Origin of the sequence: Mesorhizobium sp. M1365 (assembly GCF_040317865.1) — a bacterium.
Lineage (GTDB): Bacteria > Pseudomonadota > Alphaproteobacteria > Rhizobiales > Rhizobiaceae > Mesorhizobium.
In genome coordinates, this window is sequence record NZ_JAMYLG010000010.1 from 72005 (window position 1) to 88322 (window position 16318).

The following is a 16318-nucleotide window of genomic DNA, read 5'->3' on the forward strand; positions in this document are numbered from 1 at the left end:
TCAGCTGGAAATAACCGGAGACGATCATGTCGCGCATCGGAATCCACTCATTCGTCTGGTCGGCGAGCTCGGCGCAGGGCGACCTCGAGCGGACGCTGGCCAACACCAGGGAAGCCGGCTTCGACCTGATCGAATTCTCCTATCTCGACCCCGCCAATGTCGACATTGACGGCCTGGCCAAGCGGATCGCCGATCTCGGCCTCGGCGTTGCGATCAGCATTGGACTGCCGGCCGACGGCGATATTTCGAGCGCCGACAAAACGATTGCCGCGCACGGCGTCGAAATCCTGGAACGCACGATCGCGCTGACCCGCGATCTCGGCGGCCAGAAGGTTGCCGGCATCCTCAGCACCAGCCACGGCTTGCAGAGCGAGGCGCCGACGCGTGACCAGTGGAACCGCAGCGCCGGCACGCTGGCCGAGGTGGCGGACACGGCAAAATCAGCCGGCGTCACCCTCAACCTCGAAATCGTCAACCGCTTCGAAAGCAATCTGCTCAACACCGCCGCGCAAGGCATGGCCTTCATCGCGGACAGCGGCTCCGACAATATCTTCCTGCATCTCGACAGCTTCCACATGAACATCGAGGAGGCCGATGTCGGCTTGGCCATTCGCAATGCGGTCGGGAAGATCGGCTATGTCCATATCGGCGAGAGCCATCGCGGTTTCCTCGGCACCGGCAATATCGATTTTGCCGCGATATTCGATGCGCTGACCGCCATCGGTTACAGCGACGACCTCAGCTTCGAATCCTTCTCCTCGGAAATCGTCGACGCGAACCTGTCGCGGAAAACCGCGATCTGGCGCAATCTGTGGACCGACAACATCGAGCTGGCCAAACATGCGCGCCGCTTCATTGCGCTCGGACTGGAGACGGCACGGCGCAAGGCCGAGCTTGTTTCCGCAACGCACCGGCCCTGAGCCCTCGCAGTTCCGAAGTCGATCTGGTTAGGCCAGAGGCGCTATATTAGCCGGCAAAACGCGGCCCAAGTTCCTCGATGCGGCGAATCATCGCCTGGAAATCCTCCAAAATGCGCTGGTGCAGGTGAACCGCCAGTTCCGGGTATTCCTCGAGGATGCGGCGGAACATCTTGCGGCTGAGCCGCAGCACTTCCGAATCGATTTCGGCGGAGGCGCTGGTCAGCCGGTTGGTGTCGGCGATCAGCGCCAGTTCGCTGAGCATGGTGCCGGGGCCGACGGTGCCGATCGGGATGCGCTCGCCGTCGTGCTCGCGGTAGAGGACGATGCGGCCGCTGACCACGATGTAGGCCGAATCAGCCTCGTCGTCCTCGCGGTAAAGCTTGTGGTCGGCTTTCAACATGGTGGTTTCGGCGCCGAAGGCGAGCAGACGCAGCTGTTCCTGCGTAAAGCCCTCGAAGAGCCTCACGGTGGACAGGATGCGGATGTCGTCATCCAGCGCCATCTAGCTATGTCCCCGAACCGTCAGTCCGACTCCTCCCCTACGAGGCCGATCCAAAACCACCTCCAGCCTCAGGACCGTACCCGAAAAGCGCCCCGCCCGGATCGCTTATTTGAATAATGAAATGTTTAAGGAACCAGCTTGTAGCCGCCGCTTTCTGTCACGAGAATTTCCGCGTTGGAAGGATCGCGCTCGATCTTCTGGCGCAGCCGGTAGACGTGAGTTTCGAGCGTATGCGTGGTGACGCCGGAATTGTAGCCCCAGACTTCCTCCAGCAGCACGTCGCGGGTCACCACCTTCTGGTCGGCACGGTAGAGATATTTGATGATCGAGGCTTCCTTTTCGGTCAATCGCACCTTGGCGCCGCGCGGGTCGATCAGAAGCTTCTGGCTGGGCTTGAACGTGTAGGGGCCGACCGAGAAAGTGGCGTCCTCGCTCTGTTCGTGCTGGCGCAACTGCGCGCGGATGCGGGCCAGCAGCACGGCAAAACGGAACGGCTTCGTCACATAGTCGTTGGCGCCGGCCTCGAGGCCAAGGATGGTGTCGGAATCGGTATCATGGCCGGTCAGCATGATGATCGGCGCCTTGTAGCCGCCCTTGCGCAATATCTTTACCGCCTCGCGGCCATCCATGTCGGGCAGGCCGACATCCATGATGAGCAGGTCGATGAGCCCGCCACGCGCCGTGGCGACGCCTTTGGCGGCGGTCGCTTCCTGCAGGACATCGAATTCCTCATAAAGCGACAATTGCTCGACAAGGGTGCCGCGCAGGTCGTCATCGTCGTCGACGATCAGAATGGTGCGTGAAGTCATGGATCAATCCGTTGTTTTGAAAAGAGATTTCAGTTGACCGCTGCCTGTTTATGCGGAAGCTGACCGGCACAACAGCCGTTCACAGTGATTTGTTCCGTGGCACGATCATACAAGAAAAAACACGATCGCAATGCAGTCGGTGCAATTTTGCCGAAAGGGCTCACCGTGCTCACCGTGCGCGCGCGCCCCGGCCAACCCAGCCAGGGCTTTCTGCAGGCCGGCAAACTGGTGTTTCCATGTGCGCTGGGGCATGGCGGCATCTCGGCCGGCAAGCGCGAGGGCGACGGCGCCACGCCGCTTGCCTCGATGCGGATATTGTCGGGATATTTTCGCGGCGACCGTTTTGCCGGCGGCCGCCGGACGCGGCTGGCGATGACGCCGATCGGCCGCGACCTCGGCTGGTGCGAAGTGCCTGGGGACCGCAACTACAACCGCCCGGTCAAAATCCCCTATGGCGCCAGCCATGAGCGGATGCTGCGCACCGACGATCTCTATGACGCCTGCCTGGTGCTGGACTGGAACATTGTGCCGCGCCGGCGCGGGCGCGGCAGCGCCATCTTCTTCCACCTGGCGCGCCCCGGCTTCACGCCGACGCAAGGCTGCGTCGCGGTAACCGCCCGCACCATGGCGCGGCTGCTGCCGCTGCTGTCAGAGCGGACGGTGGTAAGGGTGGTGAGGTGAGGGAATAGGGGAATAGGGGAGTAGGGCAGTAAGAGTAGAGACAGGGGCGGGCGCGCCGCTTAGCTTTCCTACTCCCCTACTCCCCTACTCCCCTACTCCCCTACTCCCCTACTCCCCTACTCCTTTGCCACCCGATGTCGAGAAGGCCGAGCCGGCCGAGTTCGCGGTCCATGGCGCGTGCGATGTCCTTGCGTTCGCCGCCGATGTCGCGAAGCTGGCGATCGGAGAGATCCTCGACATTTTGGTAGGGAAGATTGACCGCGATTTTTGCGTGCCGAAGCCAGTCAAGCACGGCGCGCAGCCAGGCCGGGCGGAGGGTTACCGAGCGCAAGGCGATGTCAGACATGGTGCAATCCGCTTCTCCGGACATCAAATCCGGTTTGATGTTTCTTCGATGCTCAGATCATGGCGGATTGAAATTCAAACGGGAAACGAGTAGTTTTTTCTGCATCTTCAAGTTCTGTTTGATGATTGGAATGCTCGACCGAACCCTCGACCGAACCCTCCTCGTCTGGCACTGATGGCGCGCCTGCTGCCTGGAACCCGTGCGCTGCGGACGCTGGAGGCAGCGGCGCGGCACCTCAATTTCACCCGCGCCGCCGACGAGCTCGGCCTGACGCCGGCAGCGGTCAGCCATCAGATCAAGGAAATCGAGGATCAGCTCGGCATCGTGCTGTTCACACGCACCAGCCGCACGATCCGGCTGACCGAGGCGGGCGCGGTGCTGTTCGAAGCTTCGACCGATGCGCTCGACCTGCTTGGCCGGGCCGTCTCACGGGCGCAGAAGACGGCGCGCGGATCGGCGCTGCTGAAGGTCACCCTCGATGCGCAATTCGCGACGAAGTGGCTGATGCGGCGCGTCGACGATTTTCGCAAGCAGCATCCGGCAATCGAGCTGCGTTTCGACATCAGTTACGAGGTGCGCGACTTCGATCGCGACGACGTCGATCTCGGCATCCGTTTCGGCACCGGCAAATATCCGGGGCTTCGCTCGCACCGGCTGTTCGAAAACGTCATCATCCCCGTCTGCAGCCCGGCCTTGCTGCGGTCAGGGCCGCCGCTCAAGGAGCCGCGCGACCTGTTCCATCATACGCTGGCCCATATCGAGTGGTCACGCCAGGGCGTCACCTGGCCGAATTGGAGCATGTGGATGGCGGCGGCGGGCGTCGACGATTTCGACGACAGCCGGACCATCGTGTTCGGCAATTCGACGGATGCCGTCCAGGCCGCGCTCGACGGCAACGCGGTCGCGCTCGCCGATTTCGCCATGGTGGCAAACGACCTTTCGGAAGGTAGGCTGATCCGGCCGTTCGAACTCGGCATCAAGGTCGCGCCCGAATTCGCCTATTTCCTGGTCTATCCGGAGACCGCGGCGAATGATCCGCGCATCGTCGCCTTTCGCGATTGGCTTCTCGAGGAAATCGCCAGGACCCCGAGCTGACGGTCAGCCCGCCGCCGCGCCGAACCAGCCGATCACCGCGCCGATGAGAAGCAGCACGCCGAGCCAGTGACCAACATCGATGAGCGTCAGATCCCAGCCGAAACCTTCGTAACGATGGTTGACCGAAAGCGTGGTGGCGACGAACCCCAGCCAGAGAACGAAGCCGAAGATCACCCCGGCAAGCAGGCTCGGCTCGCCGCCGGTTACGGCGCCGATGATCAGCGACATGACCAGCGCCATGACGAGCTCCGCGATGAAGGAGACGACGAAGGGCAGCATCGATTTGCTCATCGTCGCCGGATCAAGCTTGGCGGCCTTCAGCCACGGCTTGCTCAAGCCCATGTACCAGGCCGCGCCGAACAACCACGCCACGACGGCGGCGACGATTACCGCCAGCCAATTGATTGCTGAAAAATCCATGGTTCCCTCCGGTCGATTGCGCGATGGAACGCCTGTTCGGCGATGCCGTCAAGCAAGGCGCCAGACGGTGGTGCGCTTGACCTCGGCGGCCTCCAGCGCCCGGGTCACCGCCACTTCGTAGACGGCAAGCGGCTCCAGCCCGGTCTTCGGCAGATAGGAGCGGCCGGGATCGCCGACGAGAATGTCGGCACCGCGCGCCTTCAGCGCGACGAACCACGGCATCAGCCTGTCGGCGAAAGTTTTGTCGTAGAAGACGTCGCCGGCCAGCACCACGTCCCAGCCGGCATCGCTGCCGATGCAGTCACCGATGAGGAATTTTATCTCGGTCCCATTTGCCTCGGCATTGAGGCGGATCGCGGTCGCGCAGAATGGGTCGATATCGGCGGCGATCACCTCGGCAGCTCCGGCCTTCACCGCGGCAATGGCGACAAGGCCGGAGCCGGAGGCGAAGTCCAGCACGCGCTTGCCGCGCACCGCCGCCGGATTGTCGAGGATGTAGCGGGCAAGGCCTTGGCCGCCGGCCCAGGCAAAAGCCCAGAAGGGTGGCGGCAGGCCGATTTCGGTCAGCTCGTCCTCGGTCCGCTGCCACAGTTCGTGCGCCTCGTCGGCCAGGTGCAGGCGGATCTCCGGCACATGCGGCGGCGCCATCAGCGCCGTGTTGTCGAGGATGAATTTCCTGGCGCTGTCCGGCGTCAGCGCCGTCATGGCGCCGGCGTCAGGCCGCCCATGCGGCAAACCTCTTGCCATTCGGCCGGCGTCACCGGCTGCACAGACAGCCGCCCGAGCCGCACCAGCGCCATGTCGGCCAGCTTTGGATTGGCCTTGGCCTGCTCCAGCGTCACCGGCTTCGGCATGGCCTTGAAGGCGCGGATGTCGACGCACTCCCAGCGGGGATCGTCGGTGGTGCTGTCCTGATGGGCCAGAGCGCAGACTTCGGCGATGCCGACGATGTCCAGCCCGTCATTGGAATGGTAGAAGAAGCCGAGATCGCCGATCTGCATCGCCTTCATGTTGTTGCGCGCCGCATAATTGCGCACGCCGTCCCACTGCGTGCCGGCCTTGCCCTTGGCCTTGAGGTCCTCGAAGGAGAAGACCGAAGGTTCGGATTTGAACAGCCAGTAGTTCATCTCAGTTGTCCCGTTGCCGTTGTCGGTTTGTCGCTATCCAGCGTTGGCGCTGCCCCTCACCCTTACCCGCTCCCCGTAAGGACGGGGAGAGGGGTCGCCAGCGCTGGAGCTTCTCCCTTCTCCCCGTTCTTCACGGGGAGAAGGTGCCGGCAGGCGGATGAGGGGCAGGGCGAACGAACGATCATTCACTCACAGGTTTGTTGAAGCTCCAGTTCCATTGCCGGATTTCGACGCTTTCGAACAGCCCCGCCTTGGTATAGGGATCCGCCGCCGACAGCGCTTTTGCCGCCGCCAGATCGGGCGCCTCGACAACGACGAGGCTGCCGTCCGGCTTGCCGTCGGCGTCGAGGAAAGGGCCGGCGAAACCCAGTTTCTTGTCGCCGTTCAGCCCTTCCAGAAAGGCAATGTGCTCGGGCCGCGTGTCGAGCCGCACCTGCAGGCTTCCTGGCTTGTCCTTGCAAATCAACGCAAACAGCATCTTTCCATCTCCGCAATCGTTCGCGATTACATGTCGGTTTCGGTCTTGAGTGGCCTTGTCATCAACGCCGACACAGCCTGGTCTATAGTTATGGTGCCGTCCAGTATGGCGGCGACGGCGGCGATGATCGGCGCGTCGATCTGGCGCTCGCCGGCGATGCGGGCGGCGATTGCCGCCGTCGGCACGCCTTCGGCCAAAGGCAAGCCGACAAGCGGCTTGCCTTGCCCCAGCGCCAGCCCATAGGCGAAATTGCGCGACTGCGCGGACGAGCAGGTGAGCAGCAGGTCGCCGAGGCCGGAAAGCCCCATCAACGTCTCCGGCCTGGCGCCAAAGGCGGCGCCGATGCGGCGCAATTCGACGAAGCCGCGCGTCACCATCGCCGCCTGGGCGCTGGCACCGAGCCCGGCGCCGGTGACGGCACCCGCGGCAATTGCAAAGACGTTCTTCAGCGCGCCGCCGATCTCGACGCCGATCAGGTCGTCGCTCGAATAACAGCGCAGATTTTCCGCCGAAAAGCGGGCGGCAAGGTCGGTGGCCAGAGCCTCGTCGCGGGCGGCGACCACGACGGCCGTCGGCAGGCCCCTGGCGACGTCGGTGGCAAAGCTTGGGCCGGACAAAGCGGCGACCGGATTTGCCGGCAGTATTTCCTCGGTGATGGACGACAGCAGCGCGCCGGTGTCGCGCTCGATGCCCTTGGCGCAGAGGACCAGCGGGACGCCTTTCGGCATATGGCTGGACGCGGCCGTCAGCATAATCCGCAACGATTGCGCCGGCGCTACCGCCAGAACGCAGTCGGCACCGTCGAGCGCCGCCTCGATGTCGCTCGTCGCCACGATGCCGGGATCGAGCGCAATGCCCGGCAGATAGCGCGGATTTTCGCCACGGTCGACCGCCGCGACGGTCTCCGGGTCGCGCGCATAGAGGCGGACGAAATGACCGGCGCGCAGCGTGGCCAGCGCCAGCGCCGTGCCCCAGGCGCCGCCGCCGAGCACGGCGACGCGCCAGCCGCTTGGCGCCTTGTGCTCGCTGCCGGTCATGCCTTGGCCCCACGCCGGCCCGAGCCGACCATCGGGGCCGAGACGCTGTCCAGCGGCCAGCGCGAGCGCGGCACGAAATCGGCGGCGTTTTCACCTGATATGCCGGCGCGCAAGCGCTCGATGCCGGCCCAGGCGATCATCGCCGCATTGTCGGTGCAGAGGTTGAGCGGCGGCGCGACGAAGCTGAACCCGGCCTGCTCGCACAGGCCCTGCAATGTCGCCTTGATGGTCCGATTGGCGGCGACGCCGCCGGCGACAACCAATGCAGGCTCGGCCTTGTCCGGGAATTGCTGACGGAACCGGGTCAGCGCCCGCGCAACACGGTCGCCCAGCGCATCCGCGACCGCCGCCTGGAACGAGGCGCAGATATCGGCGACATCCTGGTCGCTCAGCGGGGCAATCGCGGTTGCCGCCTGGCGCACCGCGGTCTTGAGGCCGGAGAAGGAAAAATCGGGCTGCACGGAGCCCTTCATCGGGCGCGGAAAGGCGAAACGCGTCGCGTCACCGGTTGCCGCCGCCTTCTCGACATTCGGTCCGCCCGGATAGGGCAGGCCGAGCATCTTGGCCGTCTTGTCGAAGGCTTCGCCAAGCGCGTCGTCGATCGTCGTCGCCCAGCGCTGGTAGTCGCCGACGCCGCGCACGGCGACGATCTGGGTATGGCCGCCGGAGACCAGCAGCAAGAGGTAGGGAAAGTCGAGCCCGTCGGTCAGCCTGGCCGTCAGCGCGTGGCCTTCGAGATGGTTGATGGCGATCAGCGGTTTTTTTGCTGCCGCGGCGATTGCTTTGGCCGTCATCAGGCCGACGATCAGCCCGCCGACAAGACCGGGGCCGGCGGTGGCGGCAATCGCATCGATGTCGGCGAGCTCGACGCCGGAATCGGCCAGCGCTGCCTCGATGATGCCGTCGAGCGCCTCGACATGGGCGCGCGCGGCGATCTCCGGCACGACGCCGCCGAAAGCAGCATGCTCCTCGATCTGGCTGAGCACGATGTTCGACAGGATTTGCGGCGTGCTGCGACCGTCCAGCGCCACCACGCTGGCGGCGGTCTCGTCGCAACTCGTCTCGATGCCCAGAACGCGGATCAATTCGTCGCTGTCCTCGATGATTGTGCAACCGGCCTTTCCCCGATAGGAGAAAGCCCGAAAACCTGCCGGGGGTTATCACGGACGACGCGTCATGCAAACAACCTTGAGAATCGGAACACGCGGCAGCCCGCTGGCGCTGGCGCAGGCGCATGAAACGCAGGCGCGGCTGATGGCGGCGCACGGCATGCCGGCGGAAGCTTTCGAGGTGGTCGTCATCTCGACCACCGGCGACCGCATCCAGGACCGGCCGCTGTCGGAAGCCGGCGGCAAGGGCCTGTTCACCAAGGAGATCGAGGAGGCGCTGCTGGCGCGCCGCATCGACATCGCCGTGCATTCGTCGAAGGACATGCCGACGCTGTTGCCCGAGGGGCTCGAACTGTCCGCGTTCCTGCCGCGCGAGGACGCGCGCGATGCCTTCATCGGCAAGGCGGCGCGAACGATTGCCGGCCTGCCGCAAGGCGCCAGGGTCGGTTCGTCGTCGCTGCGGCGCCAGGCGCTGATCCGGCGGATGCGGCCGGACATCGAGGTGGTGATGTTTCGCGGCAATGTGCAGACGCGGCTGCGCAAGCTCGACGACGGCATCGCCGATGGCACAATCCTCGCCTATGCCGGGCTGAAGCGGCTCGGGCTCGAAGACGTCGTCACCGACCTGATGCCGCTCGAGGTCTTTCCGCCGGCGCCGGGGCAAGGCGCGATCTGCATCGAAAGCCGCATCGGAGACCGCGACGTGGAACAGATGCTGGCAGCGATCCACGACGGGCCGACCGGCGAGGCGCTGGCCTGCGAGCGCGCCTTCCTGGCGGCGCTCGACGGGTCCTGCCGCACGCCGATCGCCGGACATGCGACGATATCGGGCGGAACGGTTTCCTTTGCCGGGCTGATCATCTCGCCCGATGGCACGCAGTCGCATGAAGTCAGGCTGCAAGGGCCGGCGCAGGAGGCGGCGCGCATTGGCGCGGACGCCGCGGCGACCGTTCGGGCCAAGGCCGGCGAAACATTCTTCGATGGCTGGACCTGACATGCTCCGCGTCCTTGTGACGAGGCCCGAACCGGGCGCGTCGCGCACGGGGCGCCGGCTTGCGGATGCCGGCTTTCAGCCGATCCTGCTGCCATTGACCGGAACCGTGACGCTGCCGGTCGATGCCGGCGCGCTCGCTGACGCCGCGGCGGTCGCGGTCACCAGCGCCAATGCCGTTCGCCATGCGCCGAAAGAGGTCATCGCGGCGTTCGCCGGCTTGCCGTGCCACGCCGTCGGCAGGAAGACGGCGGAAGCCGCCCGCGCTGCCGGGTTTCTGTCGGTCAGCGAAGGCCCGGGCAATGCCGAGGCGCTGGCCGATGCGCTTGCTGGCGCTTACGCGGGGCAGACGATCGTCTATCTCTGCGGGCGGGTGCGATTTCCCGGCTTCGAGGAAGGGCTGTTGGCGTCGGGCGTTCAGGTCCGCGCCGTCGAGACCTACGACACCGTTGTCCTGGATTACTCCGACGAGGCCGTTCTTGCGCGCCTGTCCGCCCGGCCGGTCGAGGCGGTGCTGCTCTATTCGGCCAAGGCGGCAAAAGCGATGCAGGCCCTGGCTAGCCGGCCGGCGCTGCGTAGCCTTTTTCAGGACACGCGCTGTTTCGCGCTGTCGGGACGCATTGCCGCGGCCTTGGGCGATGTCGCTGGCGAAAGGATACGGATTGCGCTCGAGCCCAGCGAAGATGCCTTGCTGGGACTTTTGCAGGCGCCGCGCTGATGGCATTAGCGGCGGCTCTGTGCCGTGCTTGAAGGGCGGCGCCAAACGCAGGCGATTGCCCTCGGGCACATTTTGTTCTTGCTTTGTGCCGGCAGCTATGCTAGTAATTTGGTTATGGTGCCAATTGGCTCCAACGACCCGCCCGCCGAGGCGGGTTTTTTGTGTGCCGAGCATGGGCCTTGGCTTGAAACGCGGATTCGGCCCTGCGGCGTTTTGCCAAAACTGAACTCCAAGCCGTGGCGTCATCACGCCGCCCCTTTTCACCGCTTGGTGATGTGCTAGACCCTTTCAACCATCCCGAAGCGAATTTTGCGGAGCCCGAGCATGGTCAAGACGCCGAAGATGCGGCATTCCAAGAGCCGCCGTGAGCCGGTGACCATCGAGCTTGAGCCTGGCGCCGTCTCGCGAGTCGCCGACAAACAGGATGCCGTGACCTCGCAGACCGACGAGGCGCGGGCCGAGGAAGCGGCGAACGCCTCGCAGCCGGAGCCACCTGAAGAGCCGGTGCATGCGGACCAGACCGATCTCGAGCCATGGGAACATGCCGACGCAGCCGCGCCGGCCGGCACGCAAGAGCCGGCGGACGCCGGCGTCGATTCTGCCACGGAAGCGGAAACCCCTTATCCCGCCGGTTCGGATGCGCCGGCCGGGCGCTCCGCGGTTTCCGATTACAGTTTCGAAGATGCATCCAGCGGAACCGGGGCCAACGAACCGAGGATCCCAGGTTCCGGTGAGAAGACAGCTGAGACGAGGGACGACCATATGGCAGCGCAGTCGAAGCGAAGCGGCATCAACGGCATCGCCGCCGGTATTATCGGCGGCGTCATCGCCCTCGCCGCGGCCGGCGGGCTGCAATTTGCCGGCCTGCTCGGTGCGCCGGGGTCGGGCGGCGTGTCGCTCGACGCGGTCAATGGTGAGATCGTTTCGCTGAAACGCGAGGTCGCGGACCTCAGACAGGCCGGCGCCAACAATGACGCATCGGCCAAGGTGGACGGGCTGTCGTCGGCGCTGGATCAGGTCAGGGCGGACGTCGCGGCGTTGAAGTCGGCGGTCGAGCAAGGCGGTGCCGGCGACAATGCCGGCCTGGCAGCACTTGGCGACAAGGTAAGGGAGATCGAGACGGCGGTTGCGGCCCTCGGCAAAGCCGGCGGTACGGCGCCGGTCGATCTCGGCCCGCTCAACGACAGGCTGGCCGCGCTCGATGCGCTGGTGAAATCGGCCGGCGAGACGACAAAGGCGCAGGACAGCCGGCTTGCGGCCCTGGAACAGTCGGTTTCACAGATCTCGAGCAAGGTCGATGCACAGGCTTCGCAGCCGAAGATCGCACTGGCCATTGCCGCTTCGGCGCTCAAGGCAGCGCTCGACCGTGGTGCACCGTTCGCCGCCGAGCTCGAAACCTTTGCCGCGATCTCACCCGATGCACCCGAGATTGCGACGTTGCGCACCTATGCCGAAAAGGGCGTCCCGATGCGCTCCGAGATCGCCGCCGAAGCGGACGGCGCCGCCAACGCGATGGTCGCTGCCGCAACTCCCATCGACCAGAATGCCGGCATCCTGCAGAAGCTGCTGTCCAGCGCCGAATCGCTCGTCAAGGTCAGGCCGATCGGCGCCGTCGAAGGCACCGGCGTCCCGGAAACCGTCGCTCGCATGGAGGTCGCGGTCAACCAGGGCGACTACGCCAAGGCGCTCAGCGAATATGAAACCCTGCCTGAGGCGGCCAAGGCCGCCGGCGCCGACTTTGCCGGCAAGTTGAAAGCGCGGATGGAGGTCGAGACGCAGATCGATTCGCTCATCGCCGGCGCGATGAAGGCGTGAGGAACCCGATGATCCGCATCCTCGCCTTCCTTGCCGTCGTCTTTGCGCTCGGGCTCGGCTTCGCCTGGCTGGCCGACCGGCCGGGCGAAATGCTCGTCACCTTCAATGGCTATCAATACCAGGTCAGCCTGATGGTCGCGGCGGTGGCGGTCGTTGCCGTGGTTGCCGCGGTGATGATCGTCTGGTGGCTGATCAAGGCGCTGTGGAACAGCCCCTATACGATCTCGCGCTATTTCCGCGTGCGTCGCCGCGACCGCGGCTACCAGGCGCTGTCGACCGGGATGATCGCCGCCGGCGCCGGTGACGGCGCGCTCGCCCGCAAGAAGACCAAGGAAGCGGCAAAGCTGATCCGCTCCGATCAGGAGCCACTGATCCAGCTGCTCGACGCGCAGGCCTCGCTGCTCGAAGGCGACCATGAAGGCGCCCGCGAAAAGTTCGAGACCATGCTCGATGATCCCGAAATGCGGCTGCTCGGCCTGCGCGGGCTTTATCTCGAGGCCGAGCGGCTCGGCGACCGCAACGCAGCCCGCCACTATGCCGGCCGTGCCGCGGCGGTAGCGCCGCAACTGGCCTGGGCGGCCGAATCGACGCTGGAAGACCTGACCGGACGCGGCGACTGGGATGGCGCGCTGAAACTGGTCGATGCCCAGAAGTCGACCCGGCAGATCGAGCGTGACGCCGCCAACCGCCGCCGCGCCGTGCTGCTGACCGCCAAGGCGCAGGCGCTGATCGACAGCGATGCCAATGCCGCAAGGGCGGCGGCGCTCGAAGCCAACCGGCTGCGGCCGGATTTTGCACCGGCGGCGGTCGTCGCGGCGAAATTGCTGTTTAGGCAGAACGACGTGCGCAAAGGCTCGAAAATCCTCGAGGCGGGGTGGAAGGCCGAGCCGCATCCGGAGATCGCCGAGCTCTACACCCATGCCAGGCCGGGCGATGCCGTGCTCGACCGGCTGAACCGGGCAAAGAAGCTGCAGGAGCTGAAGAAGAACCATGCCGAGTCCTCGCTTGCCGTGGCGCGCGCCGCGCTGGATGCGCAGGATTTTTCAACCGCCCGCCGGGAGGCGGAAGCCGCGATCCGCATGGATCGCCGCGAAGGCGCCTATCTGCTGCTGGCCGATATCGAGGAGGCCGAGACCGGCGACCAGGGCAAGGTGCGGCAGTTGCTGTCGAAGGCGGTGAGAGCGCCGCGCGACCCGGCCTGGGTTGCCGATGGTGTCGTCTCCGAACGCTGGGCTCCGGTATCGCCGATCACCGGCAGGCTCGATGCATTCGAATGGCGGGCGCCGATGGAGCGGCTCGGGCAGTTGATCGACGGTCATGAGGATACGCCGGAGGCGCCGGTGCCGGCCATCGCGGCTCCAGCCGGGCCGGTACAGGAAAGAGCCGGGACGATCGAGCACACGGCGGAGACACCGGGCACAGCGACCGAGGAAAAGACGGACGACCGTGCCGGCGAGGATCATGTGACACCAATCACCGCGGCGGCGTTTGCCCAAGTGCCGGAAGATGCCGAGGCAGTCGAGCCGGCGCAGGAGCTGACGCGGCTGCCCGACGACCCCGGCGTCGATCCAGACGACGCAGCGGATAAATCGACGCGCCGGTTTCGTTTATTCTGATCAGGGTCGAGTGGACCCGGGCTTATTGGGAATGATTTGATGTTCGAACGCGTTTTGTCGTTTCTAAGGGATCTGCCGTCCGGTGGTGGCGCCAGCCCCAGCGCCGACGATCCGCGCATTGCCGCGTCCGCCCTGCTTTTCCACGTGATGAACGCCGACGGGGTGCGCCAGGATAGCGAATGGGAACGGTTCAAGAAGGTGCTGGCGGAAAGCTACTCGATCAGCGGCGACGAACTCGACGCGTTGGCGGCTGCCGGCGAGCGGGCCGACAATGAGGCGATCGACCTCTACGCTTTCACCAGCGTGCTCAAGCGCCATCTCGACGCCGAGGCGCGAAAGGCCTTCATCGGCCTGATGTGGGAGATCGTCTATGCCGATGGCGAGCTGCACGAGCTCGAGGACAATACCGTGTGGCGGGTCGCCGAGCTGATCGGCGTCGAACGTCGCGACCGTGTCGAGGCGCGCCTCAAGGCGGCCGCCGCGGTTCCTGGTGCTGCCGGAACCTCAAGCGACGAATAGACAGGATCCCGCCTTCCAATGCCGCCCAAGCCAAGTCCGAGACCAAAGATCCTGATCGTGCTGCATCAGGAGCATTCGAGCCCCGGACGGGTCGGCCATATGCTTATCGAGGAAGGCTTCGATCTCGACATCCGCCGACCGCCGCTCGGCGAGGCCTTGCCGCAGACGCTGGATGGCCATGCCGGCGCCGTGGTGTTCGGCGGGCCGATGAGCGCCAATGACGGCGACGAGTTCGTCCGCCGCGAGACCGACTGGCTCAAAATTCCGCTCAACGAGAACCGGCCGCTGCTTGGCATCTGCCTCGGCGCGCAAATGCTGGTCAAGCATCTCGGCGGCAGGGTCGAGGGCCATGGCGAGGGCCTCGTCGAAATCGGCTGGTATCCGCTGAAGGCGACCGAAGCGGGCAGCAGGCTGATGTATTGGCCGGAGATGGTCTATCAGTTCCATCGCGAAGGGTTTTCGCTGCCGAAGGACGCGACGCTATTAGCGACGGCCGAAACCTATCCCAACCAGGCCTTCCGCTATGGCGACAATGCCTGGGGCATCCAGTTCCATGGCGAATTGACCCGGGCGATGATGCAGCGCTGGGTGGTGCGCGGCGCGCACCGCTTCGAACTGCCCGGCGCGCAGCCCGGCCGCGACCATCTCGGCGGCCGGCTGATCTGGGACATGCACCTCAAGCGCTGGCTCGGCGAGTTCCTGCCGATGATTTTCGGCAAGCCGGCGCTGCGGTAATCAGTTTCGCCCCCTGAGATGACGCACCTTGCGCAGCTGCGGGAACAGCACCGCCCATAGGCCGGCAACAGCGATCGCCCCGACACCCCCGACCACCACGGCCGGAACCGTGCCGATCAACGCCGCCATCGTACCGGCGCGGAATTCGCCGAGCTCATTGGAAGCGCCGACAAAAACCTGGTTGACAGCGTTGACGCGGCCGCGAACGTCGTCCGGCGTCCACAGCTGGATCAGCGTCTCGCGGATATAGACGCTGAACATGTCGGTGGCGCCGAGCAGCGCAAGGGCCGCAATCGACAGCCAGGCGATGGTCGAGAGGCCGAACAGAACCGTGAACGCGCCGAACAGCGCGACGAAGCCGAGCATGACAAGGCCGGCATGGTTGCGGATCGGGTGTCCGGCCAGCCAGATGGCGACGCAGATGGCGCCGACGCCGGGCGCCGAGCGCAACAGGCCGAGCCCCCATGGGCCGAGTTCGAGGATATCGCGCGCGTAGACCGGCAGCAGCGCCGAGGCGCCGGACAGGAGCACCGCAAACAGATCGAGCGAAATCGCACCGAGCACGATCTTTTCGCTCCAGATATAGCCGAAGCCGGCGAACAGGGTCTGTACCGTCGGCCTGTCGGTCCGGCTGCGCTGGGCAGGCTTCGGGATGGTGAAGATCAGCACGGCGGCAACCAGCATCAGCACGGCGGCGGTGGTGTAGGCGGCTTCGGCTGAAAGCCCGTAGAGCAGGCCGCCGGCGACCGGCCCGACGATGGTTGCCGTCTGCCAGGCGGACGAGTTCCAGGCGATGGCGTTGGCGAAATCCTCGGGCGGCACCAGATTGGCGAACAGCGATGAGGAGGCCGGCCCGAAGAAGGCGCGCGCGATGCCGAACATGGCGAGCACGATGAAGACCGGCATCGGCCCGGAGAGGCCGCGTAGCGTCAGCAGCAGCAGGGCCAAGGCGCAGCCCGCCTCGACCAGCACCGCCAGCGCCATGATCAGACGGCGCCCGAAACGATCGGCAACGTCGCCGGTGACCAGCACCAGCAGCAGCGAAGGCAGGAACTGGACGATGCCGACAAGGCCGAGGTCGAACGGGTCGCGGGTCAGATCGTAGATCTGCCAGCCGACGGCGACCGACACGATCTGGGTGGAGAATGTCGAAAGGAAGCGCGCCGCCCAGTAGCTCAGGAACGGCCGATGGCGAAAGGCGGCATAGCGCTGGTCGGATGGTACTTGGGATTCTGTGGTCATGGAATAAGGCCCCGTGGCGGCTATGTCGGCCGGCGGGGCACTTCCACGATGGGCGCTGGTCCGGCCAACAAAGCCTTTAGCGCAGTTCGGCGCAGGGCGCGCGCAAAAATCCGGCGTGGCTCCAGCTTTTTTCAGGCTGCCATACCAATTGCAGGCGG

19 protein-coding genes are annotated in these 16318 nt (G+C 65.5%); 9 read left to right on the top strand and 10 right to left on the bottom strand.

The window, feature by feature from the left end:
* Nucleotides 1-26 precede the first annotated feature (26 nt).
* Nucleotides 27-920, top strand: coding sequence for a sugar phosphate isomerase/epimerase family protein (locus tag NKH04_RS14510; protein WP_352540852.1), 894 nt, complete (start codon nt 27-29; stop codon nt 918-920).
* Between the two features lie 46 nt (nt 921-966).
* On the opposite strand, the gene NKH04_RS14515 is transcribed toward NKH04_RS14510, so the two are convergent.
* Both NKH04_RS14515 and NKH04_RS14520 read right to left on the bottom strand, forming a co-directional pair.
* Entirely contained in the window at nt 967-1422 is a 456-nt protein-coding gene (locus NKH04_RS14515) for a Crp/Fnr family transcriptional regulator (RefSeq protein ID WP_352470773.1), read from the bottom strand.
* Nucleotides 1423-1547: 125 nt separating this feature from the next.
* The gene (locus NKH04_RS14520; RefSeq protein WP_023680479.1) at nt 1548-2231 is read right to left on the bottom strand and encodes a response regulator transcription factor; all 684 of its coding nucleotides are present in this window, start codon (nt 2229-2231) and stop codon (nt 1548-1550) included.
* Nucleotides 2232-2375: 144 nt separating this feature from the next.
* Between NKH04_RS14520 and NKH04_RS14525 the strand changes: the two genes are divergently transcribed.
* Complete coding sequence (locus NKH04_RS14525) at nt 2376-2912, top strand: L,D-transpeptidase family protein (RefSeq protein ID WP_245274862.1); 537 nt, start codon at nt 2376-2378, stop codon at nt 2910-2912.
* Nucleotides 2913-3012: 100 nt separating this feature from the next.
* Here NKH04_RS14525 and NKH04_RS14530 read toward each other — a convergent pair whose 3' ends face one another.
* The gene (locus NKH04_RS14530; protein ID WP_352451326.1) at nt 3013-3258 is read right to left on the bottom strand and encodes a hypothetical protein; all 246 of its coding nucleotides are present in this window, start codon (nt 3256-3258) and stop codon (nt 3013-3015) included.
* 174 nt (nt 3259-3432) lie between these two features.
* Here NKH04_RS14530 and gcvA point away from each other — a divergent pair, with 174 nt between their 5' ends.
* Nucleotides 3433-4353 (top strand): transcriptional regulator GcvA, encoded by a 921-nt coding sequence (gene gcvA, locus NKH04_RS14535; protein ID WP_352767415.1) that lies wholly within the window; start codon nt 3433-3435, stop codon nt 4351-4353.
* Between the two features lie 3 nt (nt 4354-4356).
* Here gcvA and NKH04_RS14540 read toward each other — a convergent pair whose 3' ends face one another.
* From NKH04_RS14540 to tsaD, 6 genes are all read right to left on the bottom strand, one after another.
* The gene (locus NKH04_RS14540) at nt 4357-4773 is read right to left on the bottom strand and encodes a DUF1761 domain-containing protein (RefSeq protein WP_023680475.1); all 417 of its coding nucleotides are present in this window, start codon (nt 4771-4773) and stop codon (nt 4357-4359) included.
* Nucleotides 4774-4821: 48 nt separating this feature from the next.
* Nucleotides 4822-5478 (bottom strand): class I SAM-dependent methyltransferase, encoded by a 657-nt coding sequence (locus NKH04_RS14545; protein ID WP_352832432.1) that lies wholly within the window; start codon nt 5476-5478, stop codon nt 4822-4824.
* Nucleotides 5475-5900, bottom strand: coding sequence for an EVE domain-containing protein (locus tag NKH04_RS14550; RefSeq protein WP_023680473.1), 426 nt, complete (start codon nt 5898-5900; stop codon nt 5475-5477). The genes NKH04_RS14545 and NKH04_RS14550 overlap by 4 nt, the downstream gene beginning before the upstream one ends.
* Before the next feature lie 181 nt (nt 5901-6081).
* A complete protein-coding gene (locus NKH04_RS14555) occupies nt 6082-6378 on the bottom strand; it encodes a YciI-like protein (RefSeq protein ID WP_352470768.1) in 297 nt (98 codons plus the stop codon).
* Between the two features lie 26 nt (nt 6379-6404).
* Nucleotides 6405-7415: an NAD(P)H-dependent glycerol-3-phosphate dehydrogenase gene (locus NKH04_RS14560; RefSeq protein ID WP_352540854.1), complete on the bottom strand. Its 1011-nt coding sequence runs from the start codon at nt 7413-7415 to the stop codon at nt 6405-6407.
* Nucleotides 7412-8497, bottom strand: a complete 1086-nt coding sequence (gene tsaD, locus NKH04_RS14565; RefSeq protein WP_352540951.1) for a tRNA (adenosine(37)-N6)-threonylcarbamoyltransferase complex transferase subunit TsaD — start codon at nt 8495-8497, stop codon at nt 7412-7414. The genes NKH04_RS14560 and tsaD overlap by 4 nt, the downstream gene beginning before the upstream one ends.
* 94 nt (nt 8498-8591) lie before the next feature.
* Here tsaD and hemC point away from each other — a divergent pair, with 94 nt between their 5' ends.
* The 6 genes from hemC (at nt 8592) to NKH04_RS14595 (ending at nt 14918) form a co-directional block, all read left to right on the top strand.
* Nucleotides 8592-9518 (top strand): hydroxymethylbilane synthase, encoded by a 927-nt coding sequence (gene hemC, locus NKH04_RS14570; protein WP_352540855.1) that lies wholly within the window; start codon nt 8592-8594, stop codon nt 9516-9518.
* A 1-nt stretch (nt 9519) separates the two neighbouring features.
* On the top strand, nt 9520-10233 hold the full coding sequence (locus tag NKH04_RS14575; RefSeq protein WP_352832414.1) for a uroporphyrinogen-III synthase: 714 nt from the start codon (nt 9520-9522) through the stop codon (nt 10231-10233).
* A gap of 324 nt (nt 10234-10557) precedes the next feature.
* Entirely contained in the window at nt 10558-12048 is a 1491-nt protein-coding gene (locus NKH04_RS14580) for a COG4223 family protein (RefSeq protein WP_352832417.1), read from the top strand.
* Nucleotides 12049-12056: 8 nt separating this feature from the next.
* Complete coding sequence (locus NKH04_RS14585) at nt 12057-13664, top strand: heme biosynthesis protein HemY (protein ID WP_352683749.1); 1608 nt, start codon at nt 12057-12059, stop codon at nt 13662-13664.
* A gap of 39 nt (nt 13665-13703) precedes the next feature.
* Nucleotides 13704-14183: a tellurite resistance TerB family protein gene (locus NKH04_RS14590; protein WP_352832420.1), complete on the top strand. Its 480-nt coding sequence runs from the start codon at nt 13704-13706 to the stop codon at nt 14181-14183.
* Between the two features lie 18 nt (nt 14184-14201).
* The gene (locus NKH04_RS14595) at nt 14202-14918 is read left to right on the top strand and encodes a glutamine amidotransferase (protein ID WP_352832422.1); all 717 of its coding nucleotides are present in this window, start codon (nt 14202-14204) and stop codon (nt 14916-14918) included.
* Here NKH04_RS14595 and NKH04_RS14600 read toward each other — a convergent pair whose 3' ends face one another.
* On the bottom strand, nt 14919-16160 hold the full coding sequence (locus tag NKH04_RS14600; protein WP_352832425.1) for an MFS transporter: 1242 nt from the start codon (nt 16158-16160) through the stop codon (nt 14919-14921).
* Nucleotides 16161-16318 lie beyond the last annotated feature (158 nt).